Here is a 24,841-nt window from a genome sequence, read left to right as displayed (position 1 = left end):
TGCTCGAGGGCGGCGGCTCACGGGCGGGGAAGCCGTTCCGGTGATGCGCCTTGACCTCGATGAAGGTTGAGGTTCTAGGTTCTCCTGCATGAGCATGGAGACAACGGCCTGGACCCAGTTGCGCAGCGTCATGACAGCCGAGGAGGAGCGCCGCCCCTTCGCACGGGACACACTGCGCCGGATCGGAGGGTTCGCCCGTCCGCACCGCCGCCGACTGACCCTCTTCGTCCTGCTCGGATCGGCGACCGCGCTGCTCGCCGTCGCCACCCCCGTGCTGGCCGGGCGGGTCGTCGACACCATCGTGACCGGCGGCGACTCGGCCACGGTCGTCCGGACGGCCCTGCTCATCGCGCTGATCGCGGTGACGGAGGCGGCGCTCGGCATTCTCGGCCGCAGACTGTCGGCCTCCCTCGGGGAGGAACTCATCCTCGATCTGCGGACCGCCGTGTTCGACCACGTGCAGCGGATGCCGGTCGCGTTCTTCACCCGCACCCGTACGGGCGCGCTCGTCTCCCGTCTCAACAACGACGTGATCGGCGCCCAGCGGGCCTTCAGCACCACCCTGTCCACCGTGGTCGGCAACGTGGTGACGCTGGTGTTCGCCCTGGCCGTGATGCTCACCCTGTCCTGGCGGATCACCCTGCTCGCGCTGGTCCTGCTGCCGGTGTTCGTGGTCCCCGCCCGGCGCATGGGCCGCCGCATGGCCCGCATGCAGCGCGAGGCCGCCGCCCTGAACGCGGCCATGGGTACCCGGATGACCGAGCGCTTCTCCGCGCCCGGAGCCACCCTGGTCAAGCTCTTCGGCCGTCCCGAGGAGGAGTCGGAGGAGTTCGCGGAGCGCGCCCGCCGGGTGCGGGACATCGGCGTACGGACGGCCACCGCCCAGACCGTGTTCATCACCGCGCTGACCCTGGTCTCCGCCCTCGCCCTGGCCCTCGTCTACGGAGTGGGCGGCCACCTCGCGCTGCGCGGCGCCCTGGAGCCCGGCGCGGTCGTGTCGCTGGCGCTGCTGCTCACCCGCCTGTACGCGCCGCTGACCTCGCTCGCGGGGGCGCGGGTGGAGGTGATGAGTGCCCTGGTCAGCTTCGAACGGGTCTTCGAGGTGCTGGATCTGCGGCCGCTCATCGAGGAGAAGCCGGACGCCCGCGACGTTCCCGACGGGCCGGTGTCCGTCGAGTTCGACGACGTCCGCTTCGGCTACCCGTCCGCCGACAAGGTCTCACTCGCCTCCCTGGAGGAGGTCGCCGCCCTGGACCCGAACGGGGGCACCGAGGTCCTGCACGGCATCTCCTTCCGCGTCGAACCCGGGCAGACCGTGGCCCTCGTCGGCTCCTCCGGCGCCGGCAAGTCGACCATCGCGCAGCTGCTGCCGCGCCTGTACGACGTCGACTCGGGCGCGGTGCGCGTGGGAGGCGTCGACGTCCGGGACCTCACCGCGCGGTCGCTGCGCGACACCCTCGGCATGGTCACCCAGGACGGCCACCTCTTCCACGACACGGTCCGCGCGAACCTGCTCCTGGCCCGGCCCGGGGCGGGCGAGCCCGAACTCTGGGACGCGCTGCGCCGCGCCCGCCTGGACGGCCTCGTACGGTCCCTGCCCGACGGCCTGGACACGGTGGTCGGAGAACGCGGCTACCGGTTCTCCGGCGGGGAACGCCAGCGGATGACGATCGCCCGGCTGCTGCTGGCCCGGCAGCGGGTCGTCCTCCTCGACGAGGCCACCGCCCACCTGGACAACACCTCCGAGGCGGCCGTCCAGGAGGCGCTCGCGGAGGCGCTGGAGGGCAGGACGGCCATCGTCATCGCCCACCGGCTGTCCACCGTCCGGACCGCGGACCGGATCCTGGTCGTCGAGGCCGGCCGGATCGTGGAACGGGGCACGCACGAGGAACTGCTGGAGGCCGGCGGCCGCTACGCCGCACTGCACCACGCGCGGTTCGCTCCCCGGCCGGTCGACCCCGGTCGCGACCGGGGGGAGCGCGACCGCGGCGCACCCGCGGCGGTGTAGGCCCCGCCCGACCTGTCACACAGCGCCGCCGCCGACCCCGGTGCCGGGGTCGGCGGCGGCGCTCACGTGCGCACGGCGGCCCCCCGCGGGGGAGCCGCCCGGCGTCAGGTTCCCTGGCTGGTGGCCTTCGCCAGGTTCGAGCTCTCCTCGGTGTCGGACTTCCCGCGCCCGGAACCGCTCCGGGCACGGGCCCGGCCGCGCCCGCGACCACGGCCGCCGCCGCTGCCGTGGCTCGCGTACGCGTCGAGCTCGATGGCGAGCGGCGATGCGGTCAGCACCGACGAGTACGTGCCCACCAGCATGCCGATCAGCAGGGCGAGCGCGAAGTCGGTGAGCGATTCACCGCCCAGCAGAGCCAGCGAGGCCAGGATGAAGATCACACCGATACCGGTGTTCACCGTACGGGGCACCGTCTGCAGGACCGCCAGGTTGGTGGAATCTGCCAGGGGCGCCTTGGGATTCTTCTGCCACAGTTCCCGGACGCGGTCGAAGACCACGACGGAGTCGTTCACCGAGTAACCGACCACGGTGAGCAGTGCGGCCAGGAAGACCCCGTCGATCGGCTTGCCCAGCCACGCGAAGATGCCGGTGAGGATCACCACGTCGTGGGCCAGGGTGCTGACCGCCGCCGTACCGAACATCCAGCGGAACCGGAAGGCGAGGTACAGGAGCTGGGCGCCGAGGGCCAGGCCGAGCGCGATCAACGCGTTGCGGCGCAGTTCGTCGCCGAGGCTCGGGCCGATCAGCTCGTCCCGGACCTTCTCCGCCCCGCCGCCGACCTTGTCGACGGTCTCGGCGACCTTGACCGCCTCGGCGTTGCTCAGCTCATCGGTGCGCACCGTCAGCTCGTTGTCCCCGGAGGACTGCACGACGGCCTGCGGGAAGCCGGCGTCGGCCAGGGCCGCGCGGGCCTGGTCCGGATCGACGGTCTTGGTGGTCGAGTACTCGATCAGCCGGCCGCCGGTGAACTCGACACCGAAGTTCAGCCCGCGCACCACGATGCCGGCGCCGGTGACGATCAGCACGACCAGGGAGACCGCCAGCCAGCGGCGCGGGCTGCGCATCAGCTGCGGGTTCCGGCGGGTGAGGTACTCGCGGACCCGCCCGATGGAGGCCAGACCGGTGAACTTGGGACGGCGGTGCACCCAGCGGCGCTCCACCGCGAACTCGGCCAGCACCCGCGTGATCACCAGTGCGCTGATCATGGAGGCGAGGACACCGATGGCCAGGGTGACGCCGAAGCCCTTCACCGGACCGGAGGCGAGCAGGAACAGCAGCCCCGCCGCGATGAGCGTGGTGATGTTGGAGTCGGCGATCGCGCTGAAGGCGCCCTTGAAGCCGGCGGTCAGGGCCGAGCGGCTGCTGGGCCGGTTGCGTTTGCCGTACTCCTCGCGTGCTCGTTCGAAGACCAGCACGTTGGCGTCGACGGCCATACCGATCGCCAGGACGAAACCGGCCAGACCCGGCAGGGTCAGGGTCGCGCCGAGGCCCGCGAGGGCGGCGTAGGAGATCACGCCGTAGCAGGCCAGGGCCACGATGGCCAAGAAACCCATCAGCCGGTAGACGACGATGATGAAGATCGCGGTGAGGGCGGTGCCCAGGGCCGCGGCCCAGGCGCTCGACTCGATGGCCTCGGCGCCCAGCGTCGGGCCCACGGTCCGCTGCTCGACCGTCTCGACCGGCACCGGGAGGGCGCCGCCGCTGATGAGCAGGGCGAGTTCCTTGGACTCGTCACTGGTGAAGGAACCGGTGATCTGGGTGGACCCGCCGGTGATGCCGGCCCCGCAGGCCACGGACGGGCTGACCTGCGGCGACGAGATGATCTTGTTGTCCAGCACGATCGCGACCCGGCGCTTGGGGTCGCCGTCGGGGTTGCAGGCCGCCTGGCCGGTCAGCTTGGCCCAGCCCTTGTCGTCCGCGAAGTCCACGGTGACGAGCCAGCCGGCACCGCTCTGCTGGTCGAAGGTGGCCTCGGCGTCCTTCACGTCCTGACCGGAGAGCGCGGCGGGGGCCAGGTGGAGCCGCTCACCGGCCTCGTCGGCCAGGACGCGTTCCCCCTTCGGCAGGGACTTGTCGGACTCGGGGGCGGGGCCGAGCACCGAGTGGACGGAGAGCTGAGCGGTACGGCCCAGCACGTCGGCGGCCTTCCGCGGGTCCTGCACACCGGGCAGCTCGACGATGATCCGGTTGTCACCGGAGCGGACGATGGTGGGCTCGGCGACACCGAGCGCGTCGATACGGCCGCGCAGGACCTCGAGGGTCCGCTCGGTCGCCTCGCCGTCGGCCTTGATGGTCTCGGTGGAGCGGGTCTCCAGCACGATCTGGGTGCCGCCGCGCAGGTCGAGGCCCAGACGGACGGGGACCGTGGCGGCGATGTACACGGACAGGGCGATCACGACGAGCGCGAACAACGCCCGGAAGCGGGCGGAACTTTTCACGTATGACTCCAGCAGGCACGCCGTGGCCGACTACGGCACGGCGGAGAGGTGGGGGACAGGGCTCTCAGGCGCTGGACGGCAGGGGAGGCGCCCGGCCGAGGTCCGCGGGCATGTGCGCGGCGGCGGGCGGCGCGTGTCCGGCCGCCGGGGCGGGCCGGGCCGGCCGGGGCGGCACCCGGGGGGTGTGCTCGGGAGTGAACAGCAGACGACCGGCCGGCACCGTACGCTCCCCGGCGTCGCGCTGCGGCCGGAAGGGCGCGGTGCGGGTGGTGCAGTGGTCGGTGTGCGGACCCACGTTGGACGAGTGGGTCCCGGGAGACGCGCCCGGATCCGGCGCGGACCGGTCCGGCCCGCCGGGCGCCGCCGGATCCGGGACGGAGCGACCGAAGGCCGCGGGGGCGCCGACGACGTGCGACGGCGCCTCGAGAGCGGGCCGCGGGCCGTCCGGGATGCCGAACCCGAAGGTCAGCAGCACGGAGGCCAGCGCGGTGAGGACCGCGGCGGCGCGCAGGGGAAGGCGGGCGGCAGGTCCCGGCAGGGCATGGCTCAAGGCTCGACGAGCCCCGCACGGATCGCGTACCGGGTCAGATCCAGACGGTCCCGCATCCCCAGCTTGCTCAGCAGGTTCTCGCGGTGCCGCTGCACCGTCTTGACACTGATGAAGAGCAGCTCGGCGATCTCCTTCGAGGAGTGCCCCTCGGCCACGAGCTTCAGCACTTCCTCCTCGCGCGGTGTCAGCACCTGTTCGGAGGCATCCTCACCGTGCTGGACCCGGTCGAGATAGTTGCGGATCAGCGCGGTGACCGCCCCCGGATAGAGGAACGGCTCGTCCCGCATCGCGGCCCGGCAGGCCGCGACCAGGTCGCGGTCGGCGACCGATTTCAGGACGTATCCGCTGGCCCCGGCCTTGAGCGCCTGGAACAGATACTGCTCGTTGTCGTGCATCGTCAGCATGAGGATACGCAATCCCGGCTTGAGCGCGGACAGCTCGCGGGCGGCCTGCAGACCGGTCATCCTGGGCATGGCGATGTCCAGGACGGCCAGGTCGACCTCCTGGGCGCGGGCCATCGAGATCGCCTCCGCGCCGTCACCGGCCTCGGCGACGACCTCCAGGTCCGGTTCCCGGTCGAGGATCAGCCGGACGCCGCGGCGTACCAGGGCGTGGTCGTCGGCGAGCAGGATCCGGATCGTGGTCGGTGGGGCCTGGTGGGTCATGACTGCTTCCTGACGGCGGGCACGGCCAGCCGGATCCGGGTGCCGGTCCGGGTGACGGGAGTGATGTCCAGTGTGGCCCCGATGAGCAGGGCCCGTTCACGCATACCGCGAATTCCGGCGCCCTCGAGGGCGGCGCCGATGCCACGGCCGTCGTCGCTCACCTCGAGGACCACGTGGTCGTCCTCCCGGTACAGGCTCACTTTGACGTTCCGTGCCCCGGCGTGCCGGGCGGCGTTGGTCAGACTCTCCTGTGCCACACGGTAGATCACGAGTTCGGTGCCGTTGTCGAGGGCGGGCAGATCGGGGTCGAAGCTGCGCTTCACCCGCAGCCCGGTGTGGGTGGCGAACTCGGTGGCGAGCGAGGTGACCGCGCTGACCAGCCCGAGGTCGTCCAGCACCCCCGGCCGCAGCCGGCGCACCAGCCTGCGGACCTCGTCCAGGCTCTCCCGGGTGATCTCCTGCACCTGGCGCAGCTCGCCGCGGAGCGGATCGGGCGCCTCGTCGGCGGCCTGCTTCAGGGCCAGCAGGATCGCGGTCATGCTCTGCCCGACCTCGTCGTGCAGCTCGACGGCGATCCGGCGCCGCTCGGCCTCCTGCGCGAGCAGGGCGCGGGCGCTGCTCGCGGCGCGCTCCTTCTCCAGCCGCTCCAGCATGGCGTTGAAGGCGCTGACCAGCTCGGAGATCTCGTCGCCGCCGCGCACCGGAAGCCGCTGGCCGGGCCGGAGCAGGTCGACGGTGGTCATCAGCCGGGTCACCCGGTCCAGCGGGGCGAGCCCGATCCGCAGCATGGCCGCGTTGGCGACGAGCATCACGGCCAGGCCGCCCACCAGGATCACGGCCTCGGTCAGCAGCACCGGAACGGACACGGTCACCGGGGCCCACAGCAACAGCGCGGTCGCCGCGCCCAGCACCACCGCGTTGAGCCCGAAGATCCGCCAGTACAGGGACACGGGGGGTCACGCCTTCCTCTTTCTCGTCTGCCTCTACTGTCGGGTACCACGGTGACCGGTGCGGCAGCGGCCCCCGAGGGGCGTGCCTCTCGTCCCACGCCGTCCCCCGGCGGCCCACGGGAACCGGAGGACGAGCACGGGGAACGGGAACGGAGAACGGCGAAACAGCGGACAGAGTGTACGCGTCGGCCCCTCCCGTCGATGGGCCCCGCACCCCACTTTCCCCCGTCCGAGGGCCCACCCGAACGGAATGGGTCCTCGGACGGAGGGAAATGGGTCCCGCGCCCGATGGGCGCCGGGAGCGGGGAGGGAGATGGTGGGAGATCACCCGTCTGTCAGCAGAGGAGACCTTTCATGTCGATCGACCTGCCGCGTACCGAACCGCGTTCCGCCCACACCGCCGCCGACGAGATCCGTCAGCGCCTCGAACACGCGCGCACCACGCGGTTGGCCCAGCTCAAGGCCCTGGACGAAACGGGAGGGAATCCCGACGACCACCTGATGTCGAACCAGAAGGACGGCATCAAGCGCACCCTCACGGAGATCGAGGCGGCGTTCGCCCGCGTCGACGACGGAAGCTACGGCACCTGCCTGGGTTGCTCCAAGCCCGTCCCGGCGGAGCGCCTCGAGATCCTTCCGCACACCCCGTACTGCGTCACCTGCCAGAGCCGCGCCGCCTGACCCGTACCCCGTACGGACTCCCCTTCACGCTCTGCTCTCCCTGCTCTGCTCTCCCGCTCTGCCCAAGGGGATGAAGTGGTGACCCACCAGACCGTCGACGAGCACGACGAGGTCCTCACGTCCGAGGACCTCGCGGCGCTGCGTGCGAACCTGCGCGAGCAGCTGCTGTTCCGCCAGGAGCAGCTGCGGCAGTTCGCAGCCGACGCCGGGTCGGGTCCCGGCGAACCGCTCCGGGAGGAGGGCGTCGGCCGGCTGGAGGTGCACGTCCGGCTCGCCGCGTCCGCCAGGATGGTGCTCGCCGACGTCGAGGCGGCGCTCGCCCGGATGGACACCGGCGACTACGGCCGCTGCCACCTGTGCCGCGGCCCGGTCGAACGGGACCGGCTGCTGATAGTCCCCCAGGCCCGCTACTGCGCCCGCTGCCAGCAGGTGAGGGAGGCCGCGCGATGAGTACGGGCCGAGGGACCGGACGATGACCGTGGTCAGGCGTCCGTACAGGACGTCGGCGGTGCGGCACAGCCCCTGGCCGCGGTGCCGCCGGTGCTCCGGCATCGCGCTCGACCTGGGCAGCTCCCGCACGCGCGCGTGGATCGCCGGACGGGGCATGGTCCTCGACGTCCCCACGGTGACCTTCCCGGGCAGCGGCGCCATCCACCCCATCCAGCGGGGCGCCATCGTCGACGCCTCCGGCACCGCCCGGATGCTCGACCGGCTGCTCGGCCACCGGCTGCCCCGCTTCGGCCGCCCCCTGGTCGTCGTCACGACGCCGGTCCTGGACGGGGCCGCCTTCCGGGAAGCGGCCCGCACGGCCGTCGAAATCCTCCGCCCGCGCGCTGTCCACACTGTCCCGGGCGCGCGGGCGGTTGCCCTCGCCGCGGGCGCCGACCACTCCAGCCCGCTCCTGGTGGTGGACCTCGGTGCGCACCTCACCGAGGTGGTGCTGCTCGCCGAGGGAGCCGTCACCGACGCCCGGCGCACCGCGCTGGGCGTCGGTGACCTGAGCGCCTACGGCACCCCGCCCGGGGACCTCACCGACGCGGTGGTCGACATGGTGACGGCGATGCTGCGGCAGGACCGCAGCGCCACCACCCGCACCGCCCTGCGCCGAGGCATCCTCCTGTCCGGCGGGGGCGCCCTGCGCCCGGAGATCACCCACGGCCTGCCCGGCAGGCTCGGCTGCCCGGTCCAGCCCGTGCCGTCGCCGCACACCGCCGCGGTCCGGGGCGCCGCCGGCCTGCTCGCCGCGGCGCACCACCATCCCCCGGCCACCGGGTCCGGCTGACCCGTCGTCCGCACTGCCCTTCACCCGCACTGCCCTTCGTCCGCGCCCCGACACCCGAAGGAGTCACGACGTGGCGGGCACCGTTCCTCCCGCGCACCTGCCCCCGGACCCCCCTCCCGGGCCGCCCGGCCGTCCTTTACGGCGGCCACCGTGGCGCCGTCGGCGCAACCCCCTGCGCCGCCGCACCGACGAACTCCGGGCCTGGATCGGCCTCGGCGTCCTGCTCGCCGTCCTGGCGGTGGCGCCCGTGGCCACCGTCGCCGTCTCACACCTCGCCCACCGCCACTACGAGGACACGGCTCGCCGCCAGAACCTGACCCGGTACGAGACGACCGGGACCCTCACCGAGGACGCCCCGCGCCGTCCGGAGCCGGGAGCGGAGCAGGAGAAGCGGGCCCGCCACCCGGTCGAGGTCCGCTTCACCACCCGCGAGGGGCGGACCGGCACCACCCGGGCCGAGGTGCGGCCGGGCCTGCCGGCGGGCAGCCCGGTCCGCATCTGGGTGACCGCCGACGGCGAGGCCACCGGGCCGCCGCTGACGCGTGCGGAGATCCGCAGCCGGAGCACGGGCTGGGCCCTGCTCTCCGGCACCGGCGTCGTCCTGGCCGGCGCCGGTGCCCACGGTGTGACCCGTCTCGTCGTACGGCGCCGGAACCTCGCCGACTGGGACAGGGCCTGGGCCGAGACCTCCCCCCGCTGGACGGCACCCGGATGAACTGCCGGAGGCGGGCAAGGCCTTGGCCCTTGCGGTTCCGCGGGGAGGCTCCCGGGAGGACGCCGGTGGCGGCGGGGGCACCTCCGCCGTGCGCCACGTGACCCGTACCGCGGCCCGAGCGGGAGCGGAACGGCCGGCTCCGGTGGAAGGCGGCATGAAGGAAGCGTAAAGATTGCCGAGCCCTGGCAATGTGTTCGAGTACGGGCGTGTGAGAGCATCCGCATACGGGGGGCCGGTCGGCGAAAGTGAGGCCCGGATGGAGTGGTTTGTGGGTCTCGGCGTCGCGGGGCTGCTTCTGCTGCTGTTCTCACTGATCTTCGACGGGCTCCTGGAAGGCGTCTTCGGCGGTGTGCTGGACGGCGTGTTCGACGGGCTGCTGTCGCTGCCGGTGATCGCCGGTTTCGTCTCCATGCTCGGTTTCGGCGGCGCGATCGTCCTCGGCACGACGGACCTCGGGGTCACCGGTGCGACCGTGGTCGGCACGCTGGCGGGTGTCGCCGCGGGGTGGCTGACCTGGAAGTTCAGCCGGGCCCTGATGCGGGATCAGACCGCCGCCACCCCGCGGGGCGGCGACCTCGTCGGCAGCTCCGGCTCGGTGGTGACCGCCATCCCGGCCGAGGGCTACGGCGAGGTGCTGGTGTATCTCGCCGGGCAGCCGCTGAAGCTGTCCGCGAAGAGCGCCGTGCCCGTCGCACGGGGCGCCGAGGTCTGGGTGGAGTCGGCACTCTCCGCGACCTCGGTGTCGGTCCGCCCGGTCGAGCGCTGAGCGGTGCCGACCGGCACGTCCCCGCAGTACGGCACACCACCCGTCGAGGTCCGCCGTGACGCCGGCACCTCCCGCAGTACCCGCGTTTCCGTCCTGTCCGAACCACATAGCCGTCCCCCGGGGAAGGCTGAGGGGATTCCACACCCATGAGTCCTGTACTGATCGCCGTGGTGGGAGTCGTCGTACTCCTGGTCCTGCTGGGCCTGGTGGTGGTCACCCGCTACAAGGTCGCCGGCCCCAGCGAGGCGTTCATCGTCACCGGCCGGCGCGGCAAGAAGTCCACCGACCCCGAGACCGGCCGGATCTTCACCGACAACAGCGGCCAGAAGGTCGTGGTCGGCGGCGGTGTCTTCGTCGTCCCGTTCGTCCAGCAGAAGTTCACCCTCGAACTCTCCAGCCGGCACATCCCGGTCGCCGTCCGGGGCGCGGTCACGCTGCGCGGAGTGAAGGCGAACCTGGAGGGCGTCGCCATCGTCAAGGTCGGAGGCACGGAGGACTCGATCCGCGCCGCGGCCCAGCGCTTCCTCGACCAGCAGGACGGCATCGTCGGCTTCACCCAGGAGGTGCTGTCCGGCGCGCTGCGCTCCATCGTCGGGCGCATGTCCGTCGAGGACATCATCCGTGACCGTGCCGCCTTCGCCGGACAGGTCGCGGAGGAGGCCGAGGCCAGCCTCTCCGGGCAGGGCCTCGTGCTGGACGCCTTCCAGATCCAGGACATCACCACCGAGGGCTCCTACCTCGAGGATCTCGGCCGTCCCGAGGCGGCCCGCGCCAAGCAGGAGGCCGACATCGCCGAGGCCGTCGCCCGGCGCGCCTCCGAGCAGGCCCGCCTCAAGGCGGAGGAGGAGATCGCGATCGCCCAGCGCACCTTCGCGCTGAAGCAGGCCGAGATCAAGGCCGAGACGGACGAGGCCGCCGCCCGCGCCAACGCCGCCGGCCCGCTCGCCGAGGCCGCCCGGCAGCAGGAGGTCCTGCAGGAGCAGGAGAAGGTCGCCACCCGGCAGGCCGCGCTGACCGACCGTGAACTCGACACCAGGGTCCGCAAGCCCGCCGACGCCGCCCGCTACCAGGCCGAGCAGGAGGCCGAGGCCCGCCGGATCGCCGCGGTCAAGGAGGCCGAGGCGGCCGCCGAGCGGGCCAGGCTCACCGGTGAGGGCGAGAAGGCCCACCGCGCGGCGCTCGCCGACGCCGTGCGCATCGAGGGTGACGCCGAAGCCGCCGCGATCTCCGCGAAGGGTGCGGCGGAGGCCGAGGCCATGCACAAGAAGGCCGACGCCTTCGGACGCTACGGCGACGCGGCCGTGCTCCAGATGCTGGTCGAGGTGCTGCCGCAGGTGGTCGGCAAGGCCGCCGAGCCGCTGGCCGCCGTGGACAAGCTGACGGTCATCTCCACGGACGGCGCCGGGCAGCTCCCGCGCACCGTCGCCGACAACGTCGCGCAGGGCATGGAACTCCTCAGTTCCACCACCGGCGTCGACCTCGGCGAACTCCTCCAGGGGATCGCCCGGCGCGGCACGCCGACGGTACCGGCCCCCGCGGACCCCGCAGGCGGCAAGGTCGACATCACCGACTGACGCCCCGGCCCGACAGCGGAGCCCGGCCACCCCACCGGCGGCCGGGCTCCGCCGCGTCCGCCGGTGGGGTGGCCGGTTGTGACCGGTCGAGGCGTTCCATATTTTTGCAGGCTCTGCATATTTGCGTATCCTGCACGACGTGAGTGACAGAGACCCGGCGGACGGCGGACTTCGGGGGCGCAAGAAGCGGGCGACCCGTGCCGCCCTGGTGGCGGCCGCGGTGCGGCTGGCGGCCGAGCACGGTGCGGAGAACGTCACCGTCGACGCGATCAGCGAGGCGGTCGGCGTCTCGCCCCGCACGTTCTTCAACTACTTCGACTCCCGTGACGAGGCGTTCCTGATGGTGGGCGCGGAGTCGGGCGCGCGGGTCCGGCAGGCGGTGCTCGCCGCGCCCGCCGGCACACCCCCGCTGGCGGTGCTGCGGGACGCGCTGGCCGCGGAGCTGGGGGAAGTGGAACAACAGCACGAGCTGTGGCGCCTGCACTCCGAGGTGCTGCGCAGATCGCCGCACTTGCTGGCGCGGAGTCTCGGCGCCCACGTCGAGGACGAGTTCCTGCTGGCCGAGACGCTCGCGGAGCGCATCGGCGCCGGATCGCCGCTGTTCACGGGGGACCGTCCCCCTCTCGGGTCGCCCGAGGGCCAACTGCGCAGGCGGACCCTGGGGCTCTATCCGAGGCTGCTGGCCGCCGTCGGCACCACGGCCGTCCGCGTGGCCGTGGAGCACTGGTGCGTGCGACAGGACGAGACCTCCTTCGAGGAGGTCTTCCGATCGGTGTTCGACCACGTGGCCACCGGACTCCCGGGACCGGTCGAAGGGGCCTGACCCCCTCCGCCTCCCGCGGAACGGCTGCGCCTCGGCCCCGGCACGCGTGATCCGTCCCTCTCGCTCCTCCCTCCCATCACACTCCTGACTGCTGCGAAAGAACCGAAAAGAACCGAAGTGAAATCAACACCGGCGCCCGTGGAGGCGTCACCCACCGCCATGACCAACCGGCAGATACTCCAGGCCATGTCGGGGCTGATGGCGGGCATGTTCGTCGCCATCCTGGCCGGCACCGTGGTCGCCAACGCGCTCCCGCGCATCATCGCCGACCTGGAGGCCACCCAGTCCTCCTACACCTGGGTCATCACCGCCGAACTGCTGGCGATGACGGCGACGGTGCCCCTGTGGGGCAAGCTGTCGGACCTGTTCAACCAGAAGCTGCTGCTCCAGCTCTCCCTGGCCCTCTTCATCGTGGGCTCGCTGCTCGCGGGCTTCTCGCAGGAAGTGGGACTGCTGATCTTCAGCCGCGTGGTGCAGGGCATCGGCGCGGGCGGTCTCACGGCTCTGGCACAGGTCGTGATGGCGGCCATCATCCCGCCGCGCCGGCTCGGCAAGTACGCGGGCATCTTCGGTGCCGTCTTCGCGGTCGGCACCGTGGCCGGACCGCTCATCGGAGGCGTCCTGGTGGACACCTCCTGGCTCGGCTGGCGCTGGTGCTTCTTCATCGGGGTGCCGTTCGCGCTGCTCGCCATCGTGCTGCTGCAGCGCACCCTGAAGCTGCCCACCGTCCGCCGCGAGGCGAAGATCGACTTCCTGGGCGCCTTCCTGATCGTCGCGGGTGTCTGCGCCCTGCTCATCTGGGTCACGCTCGCGGGGACCGAGTTCGACTGGGTCTCGTGGCAGACCGCCGCACTGGTCGGCGGGGGAGTGGTGCTGCTGATCGCCGCGGTCGTCGTCGAGGCGCGCGTGCCGGAACCGGTCATCCCCCTGGGCATCTTCCGCAACCGCACCGTGACGCTCACCACCGTCGCGAGCCTCCTCGTCGGTGTGGCCATGTTCGGTGGCACCGTCTTCCTCTCGCAGTACTTCCAGATCTCCCTGGGCAAGTCCCCGACGATCGCGGGCCTGATGAGCCTGCCGATGATCCTGGGCCTGCTGGTCTCCTCGACCGTCGCCGGGCAGATCATCACCAGGACCGGCCGGTGGAAGGTGTACCTGGTCGCGGGCTCCCTCACCATGACGGCGGGCCTGGGACTGCTCTCCACCATCGACGTCGACACCCACTTCGGTCTGCTCGGCACCTACATGGCGATCATGGGAATCGGCGTCGGCATGCTGATGCAGAACCTGGTGCTGGCCGCCCAGAACGACGTTCCCGCGACCGAACTGGGCGCCGCCACCTCGGTGTTGTCCTTCTTCCGGAGCATGGGCGGCACCATCGGCACTAGTGTGCTCGGGGCGATCCTCGCCAACCGGGTCGCCGGCGAGATGACCAGGAGCCTGACGGAAGCGGGCGTCCCGGCCGGTGCGGACGAGTCCGGCGGGGGCGGAGTGCCCGACATGACGACGCTGCCCGGGCCGATGCGGGAGATCGTGGAGCGCGCCTACGGGGTCGCCACCGCGGAACTCTTCCTCGTGGCCACGCCCGTCGCGGCCCTCGCCGTGATCGCCGTGCTGTTCATCAGGGAGAAGCCGCTGAAGGAGACCAGCGGAATGGAGCGGCTCGCCGCGGAGTCCGAGGACTCCGCCGGTGCGGCGGCAGCGCGGGCCGGCGTCGGCTGAGGCGCACGCGCCCCGTGGGGGTGGTGGGAACGCGGAGGCCCTCCGGGCGAAACGCCCGGAAGGCCTCCGCACTCGTCGGTGCGCGCCCTCGGCGGACCCGCCGGCACCGGGAAGGATTTCCTCCGCGCCGTCCTCGACGGCGGTCGGCAGGGCCGGCCTGGCGGCGCGGCCGGAGCCGATGGAGGATGGGAGACAGGACACGTCGTCCGCGGTGATCTCCCCGGCGTGCACCTCGGACGCGGTGTCGGACACCGCGAAGAAGGCGGTGATCGCCCCCGGGCGAAGGACGATGTCCACGGCCCCGCGGACAGGGTGCGGGGGACGAGCACGACGGCCCGACGGAGCGTGGTGACATGGCCGGCGAGCATGCGCGCACCGGCCGGGGCGAGGCCCCCGCACCCGGCCCCGGCCCCCGCCCCGAGCCCGTCCCGTTCGCACCGGGCTCCCTCCTCTGGGACATCACCGGTGACGTCCGGATCCTGCTCTCCCTGCCGGCCGCCCTGGTGCTCCAGGTGGCCCACCCGGCGGTCGGCGCGGGCGTCGACGACCACTCCGTGTTCCGCACCGACCCCTGGGGCCGGGCCGAGCGCTCACTGCACTCCCTGCAACTGTGGGTCTACGGCGGCGAACACGCTCTCGAGGAGGGCCGCAGGCTCCGCGCGCTGCACAGGACCATCAGCGGCACCGACACCCGCGGCCGCGCCTACCACGCACTCACCCCCGCCTACTACGCCTGGGTGCACGCCACCGCCTACCCCGTCTTCCTGAGGGCCGCACAGTACCTGTCCCGCCCGTTCGACGAGCCGGACGCACGCCGCCTCTACGACGAACTCCTCGCCCTCGGGGCCGTCCTCGGCATCAAGCAGCGCGACATGCCGCGCACCCCGGAGGAGTTCTGGCCGTACTTCGACACGATGGTGCGCGAGGAACTGGAGAGGACGGCCGTCGCGGCGGAACTGCTCGACCCGCGGCGGCCGGTCCCGCCGCCGGACGGCGCGGGCGCGCTCCTGCGCCGGCTCTGGCCGGTGCTCCGCCCGCCCCTGGCGCGGCTGCACGTCTTCGTCACGACCGGCCTGCTCCCGCCCGCCGTCCGTGACCGCCTGGGCCTGGCCTGGACGGCACGGGACGAACGGAGACTGCGCCGCCTGGGCGCCGTCGTCCGCACGGTGGTCCCGCTCCTGCCCGAGCGCCTGCGCTACCTGCCCACGGCCCGGGCGGCCCGCCGCGTCGCCCGGAGGTGACCCCGGTTCCGGTACGACGCGGCCCGAACAGCCGGTGACCGTTTCCGGCCGCCCCTGGTGATGCGGATCCGGCGCGGGGCGCACACCACACGCCCGGCGTCAGCCGGGGCGGCGCTGGTCCTTGTCCTTGCCCGGGTCGACGCCGGTGAAAGCGGAGTCGTCCCTGGTGCCGCTCGGGCGCCGGGAGCGGCCCCGGTGCCCGGTGTCGCGCATCCCTTTCTCCGCGGCGTCGCCGTACTCCTCGCCGCTCTTCGTGCCGCTCTCGACCGTGTCCCCGGGGACGGATCCACGTTCCTGCTTGGACTTCCTGCGCCCCTTGCCGGCGGGCGGGGCGTGCTCGTCCGGGTGGAAGGAGCGCCGGGCGCTCGGGTTGTCCTGCTGGCGCGTCTCATCGACGTCGGGGGCCCAGCCGTGCTGCTCGGTGCCCTTGTGGCGACTCGGGCCCTCGCCGTGCGAAGGCTGCGACGGCTTCTCTTTTCTGGACATGTGCCGACCTGCCTGTCGGTTGTCGTGTCGGCCACCCTGCCGAGTGCCCGATAACACCTTCATTGTCCCCACTGGCAGCGAGTTCGCCTCCCGGCCAGGTGGAGCCGAAGTGTCATCCGTGCGAGCGATGCCCGGGGGTCATGCCACCACGAGAGAGCGCAAGGGACCGACGATCCCCGGACGGCCGCAGTACGACGGTGGCCGAGCCTTCGAGGGAGAGCCGCCATGCGTATTCTGCTCGTCGCCAGCGCGTACAACAGCCTGACGCAGCGTGTCCACGCCGAGCTGTCGGAACGCCGCCACATCCTCGCCGTGGAGGTCACACCGCACGGCGAGGACGTGCGCCGTGCCGTGCACCGGCACGATCCCGACCTGGTCGTGGCCCCCATGCTGAAGGCCGCCGTGCCGCCCGACGTCTGGGCGGCGCGGACCTGCTTGATCGTCCACCCCGGGCCCGTGGGGGACCGCGGGCCGTCCTCACTCGACTGGGCTGTCCAGGAGGGCGTCGGAGAGTGGGGCGTCACCGTGCTGGAGGCCGTGGCCGAGATGGACGCCGGCCCCGTGTGGGCGACGACGAACTTCACCGTGCCGGAGGTGGCGAAGAGCGACCTGTACCGGGGCGAGGTGTCCGACGCGGCGCTGGAAGCCGTCCTGCTCGCGGTCGACCGGTTCGCCTCCGGCACGTACGTGCCCCGGCCGCAGGACGACTTCCCCCGCCTGCCGGGTGCCAGGACCCGGCCGCCGCTACGGCAGCGGGACCGGGGCATCTCCTGGGAGACGGACTCCACCGACACCGTCCTGCGCAAGCTGCGCGCCGCGAGCTCCCAGCCGGGCGTGCGCGACGAACTTCTCGGCCGTGAATGGTTCCTGCACGGCGGCCATGCGGAGGACCGGCTCCGCGGCCGCCCGGGGGAGCTCCTGGCGACCCGCACCGGCGCGATCTGCCGGGCCACGGCGGACGGTGCGGTCTGGATCCCGGAGCTGAGGGCCCGCACCGGCCCGGGACGTCCCCGGGCCTGCAAACTGCCCGCAACCCTCGCCCTCGACGGCTGCCTGCCCGCCCTGCCCGAAGTCCCCCCGGCACCGCAGCCACCTCCCGGAACCCGGACCTGGCAGGACATCCGCTACCGGGAGGAGGGGCAGGTCGGCTTCCTGACCTTCTCCTTCCCGGGCGGCGCCATGGGCACCGACCACTGCCGCCGCCTGCTGGACGCCTACCGGGCAGCCTGCGCCCGCCCCACCGACGTCCTCGTACTGGGCGGCGGCCGGGACTTCTTCTCCAATGGCATCCACCTGAACGTCATCGAGGCGGCGGCCGACCCGGCAGCCGAGTCCTGGTCCAACATCAACGCCATGGACGACCTCGTCGAGGCCGTCCTCACCACCACCGACCGGTTCGTCGTCAGCGCCATCGGGGGCAACGCGGCCGCCGGCGGGGTCATGCTCGCCCTGGCCGCGGACGAGGTCTGGTGCCGCTCCGGTTCGGTGCTCAACCCGCACTACCGGCTCATGGGCCTGTACGGCTCCGAGTACTGGACGTACACCCTGCCCCGCCGGGTGGGCGCCGCCACGGCGGAACGGCTCACCACTGAGGCCGCGCCGCTGACCGCCTCCGCGGCGCTCGGCATGGGGCTCGTCGACCGGGTCCTGCACTGCGGCCCGGACGGCTTCACCGACGACGTCACCCGAACGGCCGCACATCTTCCGGCTCTTCCCTCCGTTCGGACGCGTCTCGCGGCCAAGAAGGCGGAAGCCGAGCATCGGGAGGCCACCTCACCCCTCGCCCGTCACCGGGAGCAGGAACTCGCCCGCATGCGGAGCATCTTCGACGACCCGGCGGCCCCCTACCACGCTCTGCGCCGGGCCTTCGTGCGCAAGGAACCCGCGGCCACCGACGGAGGCGGTCCGGATGCGGCCCTCGCCGGACGGGCCGACTGTTAGCAGAGAACGAAGATCCGAGCGCGGGTCTTGCCGCACCCTCCAGGAGGCGTTCCCCATGAACGCAGCATCGCCGACCACGGTCGAGGAGCCCGGCGCGACGGGCACGTCCGGCTCCGAGGAGAAGCCGATCCACATCCTCTGGATCAATGCCGGGCTGAGCTGCGACGGCGATTCCGTCGCCCTGACCGCGGCCATGCAGCCGAGCATCGAGGAGATCGCGCTCCAAGGGCTGCCGGGCCTGCCGAAGATCGCGGTGCACTGGCCGCTGATCGACTTCGAATGCGGTCCGGTCGGCGGAGCCGACACGTTCATCGAATGGTTCTTCAAGGGCGAACGCGGCGAGATCGACCCCTTCGTCCTGGTCGTCGAGGGCTCGGTCCCCAACGAGGCCATCAAGCAGGAGGGGTACTGGTGCGGCTTCGGTGACAACCCCGAGACCGGGCAGCCCATCACCACCAGCGAATGGATCGACCGGCTGGCGCCCAAGGCCCTGGCCGTCGTCGCCATCGGCACGTGCGCCACCTACGGGGGAATCCACGCCATGGCGGGCAATCCCACCGGCGCGATGGGCGTGCCCGACTACCTCGGATGGGACTGGAAGTCGAAGGCGGGCATCCCCATCGTGTGCGTGCCCGGCTGTCCGATCCAGCCCGACAACTTCGCCGAGACGCTGACGTACCTGCTCTACCAGGCCGCCGGTTCGGCGCCGATGATCCCGCTCGACGACAAGCTCCGGCCGACCTGGCTGTTCGGTGCCACCGTGCACGAGGGCTGCGACCGGGGCGGCTACTACGAGCAGGGGCAGTTCGCCACCAGCTACGACTCGCCCAAGTGCTCGGTGAAACTCGGCTGCTGGGGACCCGTCGTCAAGTGCAACGTGACCAAGCGCGGCTGGATGAACGGCATCGGCGGCTGCCCGAACGTGGGCGGCATCTGCATCGCGTGCACCATGCCGGGCTTCCCCGACAAGTTCATGCCGTTCATGGACGAGCCCCCCGGCGCCAAGGTCTCCAGCACCGGGAGCGGCGCGTACGGCGCCGTCGTCCGCAAGCTCCGCACGATCACGGCGCGGACCGTGGACAAGGAGCCGAGGTGGCGCCACACGGGAGACAAGATCACCACCGGCTACCGGCCGCCGTGGTGACGGCACGACCGGTGACAGCACCGCACACCGAACCCACCCCCCGCGCGAACAGCTGACGAAGGGCACCGCACGCACCATGGCAACGACGACGCCCGGTGACAAAACCGGCCTGGTGGAGATGGCCTGGGACCCGATCACCCGGATCGTGGGCAGTCTCGGCATCCACACGAAGATCGACTTCAAGCAGAAGCGGGTCGCGGAGTGCTACAGCACCTCGTCGGTCTTCCGCGGCTACAGCGTCTTCATGCGCGGAAAGGACCCGCGCGACGCGCACTTCATCACCAGCAGGATCTGCGGCATCTGCGGTGACAACCACGCCACCTGCTCGGTGTACGCGCAGAACATGGCGTACGGCGTGAAGCCTCCGCACCTCGGGGAGTGGATCATCAACCTCGGCGAGTCCGCCGAGTACATGTTCGACCACAACATCTTCCAGGAGAACCTGGTGGGGGTCGACTACTGCGAGAAGATGGTCCGCGAGACCAACCCCGGCGTCCTCGAACTCGCCGAGCGCACCGAGGCCCCGCACGCGGCCGACCACGGGTACCGCACCATCGCCGACATCATGCGCTCCCTCAACCCCCTCGAAGGCGAGTTCTACCGCGAGGCGCTGCAGGTCAGCCGCTACACCCGGGAGATGTTCTGCCTGATGGAGGGCCGCCACGTGCACCCCTCCACCCTGTACCCCGGCGGCGTCGGCACCGTCGCCAGCGTGCAGCTGTTCACCGACTACCTGAGCCGCCTCATGCGGTACGTGGAGTTCATGAAACGGGTCGTCCCGCTCCACGACGACCTGTTCGACTTCTTCTACGAGGCCCTGCCGGGATACGAGGAAGTGGGCCGCCGCCGGGTGCTGCTGGGCTGCTGGGGGGCGCTCAACGACCCCGAGTACTGCGACTTCACCTACGCCAACATGACCGACTGGGGCCGGCGGATGTTCGTCACCCCCGGCATCATCGTCGACGGCAAGCTCGTCACCAGCGACCTCACCGAGATCAACCTCGGCATGCGCATCCTGCTGGGCAGCTCGTACTACGAGGACTGGGAGGGCCAGGAGCAGTTCGTGACGAACGACCCGCTCGGCAACCCCGTCGACCCGCGGCACCCGTGGAACCAGCACACCATCCCGGCTCCGCAGAAACGGGACTTCGACGGCAAGTACAGCTGGGTCATGTCCCCGCGCTGGTTCGACGGCAAGGACCACCTCGCCCTCGACACCGGCGGCGGCCCCCTCGCCCGGCTGTGGTCCACCGCGCTGTCCGGTCTCGTCGACATCGGGTACGTCAAGGCCACCGGCCACAGCGTCGTGATCAACCTGCCGCGCACACTGACCAAGCCGGAGACCACCTTCGAGTGGAAGATCCCGCAGTGGAGCAACGCGCTGGAACGCAACCGGGCCCGCACGTACTTCCAGGCGTACTCGGCCGCGGTCGCCCTGCACTGCGCCGAGAAGGGCCTCGAAGAGGTCCGCGCCGGGCGCACTCAGACGTGGGAGAAGTTCGAGGTGCCGGACGAGGCGATCGGCGTCGGGTTCACCGAGGCGGTCCGCGGCGTCCTCTCGCACCACATGGTCATCAGGGACGGCAAGATCGCCAACTACCACCCGTATCCGCCGACCCCGTGGAACGCCTCGACCCGCGACACCTACGGCACCCCCGGCCCCTACGAGGACGCGGTGCAGAACACGCCGATCTTCGAGGAGAACCCGCCCGAGAACTTCAAGGGCATCGACATCATGCGCGCCGTGCGCAGCTTCGACCCCTGTCTGCCCTGCGGCGTCCACATGTACGTGGGCGAGGGGAAGACCGTGAAGTCGATGCACGTGCCCACCGGGCTGAGCGGACTCGCCGGATGAGCCCGACGAGCGCCGCCACCACCGCGGAGCAGGCCGGCCGGCGGGTCGAGGAGATCCTCGACCGGCTCGCCGGCGCCGGAGACCCCCAGGCGAGCCGGACCGCCGAGGAACTGGTGCGGGTCCTCATGGAGTTCTACGGCGCAGGGCTCGCCCGCGCCGTGGAACTCCTGGGCGCGGGGAAGCCCGGCGACCCGCTGGACCCGCTGCTCGGCGACGAACTCGTCGCGAGCCTGCTCGTGCTGCACGGTCTGCACCCCGAGGACGTGCACACCCGCATCGCCCGCGCCCTCGGCGGCCTCCCGCACGCCGTCGAGAACGCGGGCTTCGACCCGGCGGCCGGCGTACTGCGCCTCAGGACCACCGCCGACACGGGCTGCGGCTGCCCCAGCACCCAGGAGAGCGTCCGGCAGGCGGCCACCGACTCGCTCGCCTGCTTCGCCCCCGAGGTGACCACCGTCGAGCTGGAACCCGCCGACGCCTCCCGCGAACCGGTGCTGCTCCAGATCGGCACCGCACCGCCGAGCCCCGGCACGGGCGGTCGCCACCGGCCGCCGGCCACCGCGCCGTGAGCGCGCACGGACCGCGGCGCACCGCCGACCGCCGCGGCCTGAGCCGCTTCACCGCCCCCCGACCGCCCCGCGAGGAACAGTGCGAACTGTGCGGAGCGCCCCTCGCCGAGGAACGCCACCCACACCTCGTCGACACCGAACAACGCGCGCTGGCCTGCGCGTGCGGTCCCTGCGCGCAGTTGCTCGACCGCTCCGGCGGTTCGAAAAGCCGCTTCCGCGCGGTCCCCGACCGCTGCCTGAGCGACCCCGACCACCGGCTCGACGACAACGCCTGGGACCGGCTGCGCATCCCGGTCGGCGTCGCCTTCTTCTTCCGCAACTCCGCCCTCGACCGGCTGGTCGCGCTCTACCCGAGCCCGGCCGGAGCCACCGAGAGCGAACTGGAGCCCACCTCCTGGCAGTCCGTCCTCGCCGGGAGCCGCCTCGCCGCACTGCTCGAACCCGACGTGGAGGCCCTGCTGCTGCGCCGGCACGACGGTCGCACCGAGTGCTACCTGGTGCCGATCGACCTCTGCTACGAACTGGTGGGCCGGATGCGCCTGCGCTGGCAGGGCTTCGACGGAGGAGCGGAGGCCCGGGCCGACCTCGAGGCCTTCTTCACCCACGTCCGCGACCGGGCCCGCACCCTTCAGGGGAGCAGGCCATGATCGATTTTTCGGGCTCCTCGGGGTTCACCTTCAGCTGCACCGGAGTACGCGCCGACGCCTACGCGGCAGGCCCCACCCTGGTGTTCCGGCTGCGGATCACCACCTCCGGAGCCACCCGCGTCCACGCGCTCGCGCTGCGCTGCCAGATCCGCATCGAACCCGCCCGCCGCGGCTACGACGACACCGAGGCCGCGGCCCTGAGCGACCTCTTCGGCGAACGCTCCCGGTGGGGCAGCAGCCTCCACCCCGTGCAGTTCGCGCAGGTCTCGGTGATGGTCCCCGGATTCACCGGCGAGATCGAGACCGACCTGGTTGTGCCCTGCACGTACGACACGGACATCGCGGCGTCGCGGTACCTCCGGGCCCTGACCGAGGGGGAGGTGCCGCTGCTGATGCTGTTCTCCGGCACCGCGTTCACCGGAGCCGGCGGCTTCCACGTGGAGCCCGTCCCCTGGGACAGGGAGACCACCTTCCGCCTGCCGGTGAAGACCTGGCGGGAGATGATCGAGCAGCACTTCCCGGGCTGCGGCTGGATCAGGTTGCCGCAGGACGCCATGGACGCGCTGCTCGCCTACCGGTCGCGCCACGCGCTGCCGTCGTGGCAGGCGACCGTCGAGACGCTGCTCGACGCGGCGGGGGAGAGGACACCATGACCACCACCGCGTTCACCCCCGGCACCGAGGCCCGTCTCGCCGTCGCCCGCCAGGTCGCGGACGCCGTCCTCTTCGAGGGGTACGTGCTCTACCCGTACCGGGCGTCGGCCGCCAAGAACAGGCTGCGCTGGCAGTTCGGCGTGCTCGTACCGCCCGCCTGGTGCACGGCGGCCGGGGAACACGCCGTCCAGCAGACCGAATGCCTGATGGAACCGAGGAGCGGAGCCACCCTCGCCGTCGAGGTCCGCCTCCTGCACACCCGACGGCGCACCGTCCAGCAGGCACACGCCGACGGGACGTACGAGACGGTGCGCGAACTGCACCTCGACGACCGGGTCCTGGTCCCCTGGGACGAGGGCCGGGAGGAGAAGGTGGAGATCGCCCTGCCGGTGGCCGAGTTGACCGGCGACGGGGTGACCGTACCGTTCACCCGGGCCGCCGCCGAGGAGACCGCGCCCGTCACGGACGCCGACGGTCGGCTCGTCGGGCGCATGGTCCACCGCCGCGAGGAGATCAACGGCGTCGTCCGCCTCTCCACCGCCGAACTCGACGGCCCGTACCGCACGCAGCGCCTGCGCGTGGTCGTCGAGAACACCAGCCCCTGGCTGCCCGGGGACACCGGCGACCGCGACGCGGCACTGCCGTACTCACTGGTCGCCAGCCACGTACTCCTGCACCTGGACGCCGGGGCGTTCCTCTCCATGACCGACCCGCCCGAGTGGGCGAAGGGCGCCGTCGCGGCCTGCCGGAACCTGCACACCTGGCCCGTGCTCGCCGGCGAACCGGGCCGCGCCGACCTCGTCCTGTCCTCGCCGATCATCCTCGAGGACCACCCCGCCATCGCCCCCGAGAGCCCCGGCGCGCTCTACGACTCCACCGAGATCGACGAGATCCTCGCGCTGCGCACCATCGCCCTCACCGACGAGGAGAAACGCGAGGCCAGAGGAACGGACGCCCGTGCCGAGGCCGTGATCGAACTGGTGGACACCATGCCGCCGGAGGTCCTCGAACGGCTGCACGGAGCGGTGCGGAGCCTGCGGGAGGTCACCGGCCCGCCGGACGCGGCGGGGGACGGCCCGCAGGGCGTGTTCCGCCCCGAGAGCCCCTGGTGGGACCCGGGCGGCGACACCTCGGTCGACCCCGACCGCGACCACGTCACCGTCGACGGCAGGGAGGTACGCGCGGGCTGCCGCGTCGTCCTGCGGCCCCGGCTGCGGCACACCGACGCGCAGGACCTGTTCCTGAGCGGTCGCAACGCACTGGTCGAGGCCGTCCTGCACGACGTCGACGGAGGCGTGCACATCGCCGTGACCGTGGAGGACGACCCCGGCGCCGACATCCGCCGCGAACAGGGCCGGTTCCTCTACTTCCAGCCAGACGAGGTCGAAGCCCTGGAGGACGTGTGACCCCCACCGCACCGCACGGCGCCCGCACCCTCGTCGCCGGGGTCGGCAACATCTTCCTCGGGGACGACGGCTTCGGCGTCGAGACCGCGCGCCGGCTCGCCCGGGAGGACCTGCCGGACGGTGTCGAGGTGGCCGACATCGGCATCCGTGGCGTGCACCTCGCCTACCAGCTCCTCGACGGCTACGACACGCTCGTCATCGTCGACGCGACCGCGCGCGGAGGCGAACCCGGAACGCTGTACCTGATCGACGCCGGGGCACCGGACGGCGACGGCACCCCGCCTGCGGCGGACGTCCCGCTCGACGGGCACCGCATGTCGCCCGACGCGGTCCTCGCCCTGCTCGCCACCCTGTGCGCCGGGACCGGCGCCACACCCCCGCGCCGCACCCTCGTCGTCGGCTGCGAACCCGCCTGCCTCGACGAGACCCTCGAACTCAGCCCCCAGGTCGCCGCCGCCGTACCGGAGGCGGTGCGGATGGTGACCGACCTCGTCCGGCAGGAGGCCGCCGTATGACACGCCGCCGCAGAAGGAACAAGGAGCACCCCGTGAAGAAGGCCCTCGTCGGCGGAGCCGCCGTCGTCACTGCCGCCACCGCCGCCACCGCCCTCGCCGTCCTCGTCAGGGGAGTCCTCCCCGACGTCCGGCGCTACCTGCGGATCCGCAGGATGTGAACCGAACGGCCCACGCAGGCGTGTGATCCCGGCGCGCCGGTCGGCCGGCCCG

General features: G+C 72.2%; 24 protein-coding genes. 19 read left to right on the top strand and 5 right to left on the bottom strand.

Going from position 1 to position 24,841, the window contains the following annotated elements:
* The first annotated feature begins 88 nt into the window (after positions 1 to 88).
* Positions 89 to 2,008, top strand: coding sequence for an ABC transporter ATP-binding protein (locus ACWEQO_RS18725; protein WP_361454299.1), 1,920 nt, complete (start codon positions 89 to 91; stop codon positions 2,006 to 2,008).
* A gap of 104 nt (positions 2,009 to 2,112) precedes the next feature.
* Here ACWEQO_RS18725 and secD read toward each other — a convergent pair whose 3' ends face one another.
* The 4 genes from secD to ACWEQO_RS18705 form a co-directional block, all read right to left on the bottom strand.
* A complete protein-coding gene (gene secD / locus ACWEQO_RS18720) occupies positions 2,113 to 4,446 on the bottom strand; it encodes a protein translocase subunit SecD (protein ID WP_452984328.1) in 2,334 nt (777 codons plus the stop codon).
* 64 nt (positions 4,447 to 4,510) lie between these two features.
* Positions 4,511 to 4,996, bottom strand: a complete 486-nt coding sequence (locus ACWEQO_RS18715) for a hypothetical protein (RefSeq protein WP_452984326.1) — start codon at positions 4,994 to 4,996, stop codon at positions 4,511 to 4,513.
* Positions 4,993 to 5,661, bottom strand: a complete 669-nt coding sequence (locus tag ACWEQO_RS18710) for a response regulator transcription factor (protein WP_361454291.1) — start codon at positions 5,659 to 5,661, stop codon at positions 4,993 to 4,995. Before ACWEQO_RS18710 ends, ACWEQO_RS18715 begins: the two co-directional genes overlap by 4 nt.
* Entirely contained in the window at positions 5,658 to 6,611 is a 954-nt protein-coding gene (locus tag ACWEQO_RS18705) for a HAMP domain-containing sensor histidine kinase (protein WP_452984324.1), read from the bottom strand. The genes ACWEQO_RS18710 and ACWEQO_RS18705 overlap by 4 nt, the downstream gene beginning before the upstream one ends.
* A gap of 354 nt (positions 6,612 to 6,965) precedes the next feature.
* Here ACWEQO_RS18705 and ACWEQO_RS18700 point away from each other — a divergent pair, with 354 nt between their 5' ends.
* The 9 genes from ACWEQO_RS18700 to ACWEQO_RS18660 all read left to right on the top strand — a co-directional run bounded on the left by ACWEQO_RS18700 (position 6,966) and on the right by ACWEQO_RS18660 (position 15,415).
* Entirely contained in the window at positions 6,966 to 7,292 is a 327-nt protein-coding gene (locus ACWEQO_RS18700) for a TraR/DksA family transcriptional regulator (RefSeq protein ID WP_361454285.1), read from the top strand.
* Between the two features lie 78 nt (positions 7,293 to 7,370).
* Positions 7,371 to 7,742, top strand: a complete 372-nt coding sequence (locus ACWEQO_RS18695; protein ID WP_361454282.1) for a TraR/DksA family transcriptional regulator — start codon at positions 7,371 to 7,373, stop codon at positions 7,740 to 7,742.
* A gap of 22 nt (positions 7,743 to 7,764) precedes the next feature.
* A complete protein-coding gene (locus ACWEQO_RS18690) occupies positions 7,765 to 8,574 on the top strand; it encodes a rod shape-determining protein (RefSeq protein WP_361454279.1) in 810 nt (269 codons plus the stop codon).
* A 70-nt stretch (positions 8,575 to 8,644) separates the two neighbouring features.
* A complete protein-coding gene (locus tag ACWEQO_RS18685) occupies positions 8,645 to 9,289 on the top strand; it encodes an Rv1733c family protein (protein ID WP_361454276.1) in 645 nt (214 codons plus the stop codon).
* A gap of 256 nt (positions 9,290 to 9,545) precedes the next feature.
* Positions 9,546 to 10,055 carry a hypothetical protein gene (locus ACWEQO_RS18680; RefSeq protein WP_361454273.1) on the top strand — a complete coding sequence of 170 codons (510 nt, stop codon included), beginning with the start codon at positions 9,546 to 9,548 and terminating at the stop codon, positions 10,053 to 10,055.
* 146 nt (positions 10,056 to 10,201) lie between these two features.
* Entirely contained in the window at positions 10,202 to 11,629 is a 1,428-nt protein-coding gene (locus tag ACWEQO_RS18675; protein WP_361454270.1) for a flotillin family protein, read from the top strand.
* 130 nt (positions 11,630 to 11,759) lie between these two features.
* Positions 11,760 to 12,452: a TetR family transcriptional regulator gene (locus tag ACWEQO_RS18670; RefSeq protein ID WP_361454464.1), complete on the top strand. Its 693-nt coding sequence runs from the start codon at positions 11,760 to 11,762 to the stop codon at positions 12,450 to 12,452.
* Positions 12,453 to 12,611: 159 nt separating this feature from the next.
* Positions 12,612 to 14,174: an MDR family MFS transporter gene (locus ACWEQO_RS18665; protein WP_361454461.1), complete on the top strand. Its 1,563-nt coding sequence runs from the start codon at positions 12,612 to 12,614 to the stop codon at positions 14,172 to 14,174.
* Between the two features lie 353 nt (positions 14,175 to 14,527).
* Positions 14,528 to 15,415: an oxygenase MpaB family protein gene (locus ACWEQO_RS18660; RefSeq protein ID WP_452984320.1), complete on the top strand. Its 888-nt coding sequence runs from the start codon at positions 14,528 to 14,530 to the stop codon at positions 15,413 to 15,415.
* A gap of 99 nt (positions 15,416 to 15,514) precedes the next feature.
* On the opposite strand, the gene ACWEQO_RS18655 is transcribed toward ACWEQO_RS18660, so the two are convergent.
* Positions 15,515 to 15,901 (bottom strand): hypothetical protein, encoded by a 387-nt coding sequence (locus tag ACWEQO_RS18655; protein ID WP_361454265.1) that lies wholly within the window; start codon positions 15,899 to 15,901, stop codon positions 15,515 to 15,517.
* 225 nt (positions 15,902 to 16,126) lie between these two features.
* Between ACWEQO_RS18655 and ACWEQO_RS18650 the strand changes: the two genes are divergently transcribed.
* The 9 genes from ACWEQO_RS18650 to ACWEQO_RS18610 all read left to right on the top strand — a co-directional run bounded on the left by ACWEQO_RS18650 (position 16,127) and on the right by ACWEQO_RS18610 (position 24,789).
* On the top strand, positions 16,127 to 17,842 hold the full coding sequence (locus tag ACWEQO_RS18650) for a hydrogenase maturation protein (RefSeq protein WP_452984318.1): 1,716 nt from the start codon (positions 16,127 to 16,129) through the stop codon (positions 17,840 to 17,842).
* Between the two features lie 55 nt (positions 17,843 to 17,897).
* Positions 17,898 to 18,986, top strand: coding sequence for an NADH-quinone oxidoreductase subunit B family protein (locus ACWEQO_RS18645; RefSeq protein WP_361454259.1), 1,089 nt, complete (start codon positions 17,898 to 17,900; stop codon positions 18,984 to 18,986).
* Between the two features lie 76 nt (positions 18,987 to 19,062).
* Complete coding sequence (locus tag ACWEQO_RS18640) at positions 19,063 to 20,841, top strand: nickel-dependent hydrogenase large subunit (RefSeq protein WP_361454255.1); 1,779 nt, start codon at positions 19,063 to 19,065, stop codon at positions 20,839 to 20,841.
* Positions 20,838 to 21,410, top strand: coding sequence for a hypothetical protein (locus ACWEQO_RS18635; protein ID WP_452984315.1), 573 nt, complete (start codon positions 20,838 to 20,840; stop codon positions 21,408 to 21,410). The genes ACWEQO_RS18640 and ACWEQO_RS18635 overlap by 4 nt, the downstream gene beginning before the upstream one ends.
* Positions 21,407 to 22,057, top strand: coding sequence for a DUF5947 family protein (locus ACWEQO_RS18630; RefSeq protein ID WP_361454250.1), 651 nt, complete (start codon positions 21,407 to 21,409; stop codon positions 22,055 to 22,057). The genes ACWEQO_RS18635 and ACWEQO_RS18630 overlap by 4 nt, the downstream gene beginning before the upstream one ends.
* Complete coding sequence (locus ACWEQO_RS18625; RefSeq protein WP_452984313.1) at positions 22,054 to 22,710, top strand: DUF6084 family protein; 657 nt, start codon at positions 22,054 to 22,056, stop codon at positions 22,708 to 22,710. Before ACWEQO_RS18630 ends, ACWEQO_RS18625 begins: the two co-directional genes overlap by 4 nt.
* Complete coding sequence (locus tag ACWEQO_RS18620; protein ID WP_452984311.1) at positions 22,707 to 24,116, top strand: hypothetical protein; 1,410 nt, start codon at positions 22,707 to 22,709, stop codon at positions 24,114 to 24,116. Before ACWEQO_RS18625 ends, ACWEQO_RS18620 begins: the two co-directional genes overlap by 4 nt.
* Positions 24,113 to 24,631: a hydrogenase maturation protease gene (locus ACWEQO_RS18615; protein ID WP_452984310.1), complete on the top strand. Its 519-nt coding sequence runs from the start codon at positions 24,113 to 24,115 to the stop codon at positions 24,629 to 24,631. The genes ACWEQO_RS18620 and ACWEQO_RS18615 overlap by 4 nt, the downstream gene beginning before the upstream one ends.
* A gap of 32 nt (positions 24,632 to 24,663) precedes the next feature.
* The gene (locus tag ACWEQO_RS18610) at positions 24,664 to 24,789 is read left to right on the top strand and encodes a DUF6893 family small protein (RefSeq protein ID WP_452984308.1); all 126 of its coding nucleotides are present in this window, start codon (positions 24,664 to 24,666) and stop codon (positions 24,787 to 24,789) included.
* Positions 24,790 to 24,841 lie beyond the last annotated feature (52 nt).

Source organism: Streptomyces sp. NPDC004051 (assembly GCF_053604275.1).
This window is presented reverse-complemented; position numbering and strand designations above follow the sequence as displayed.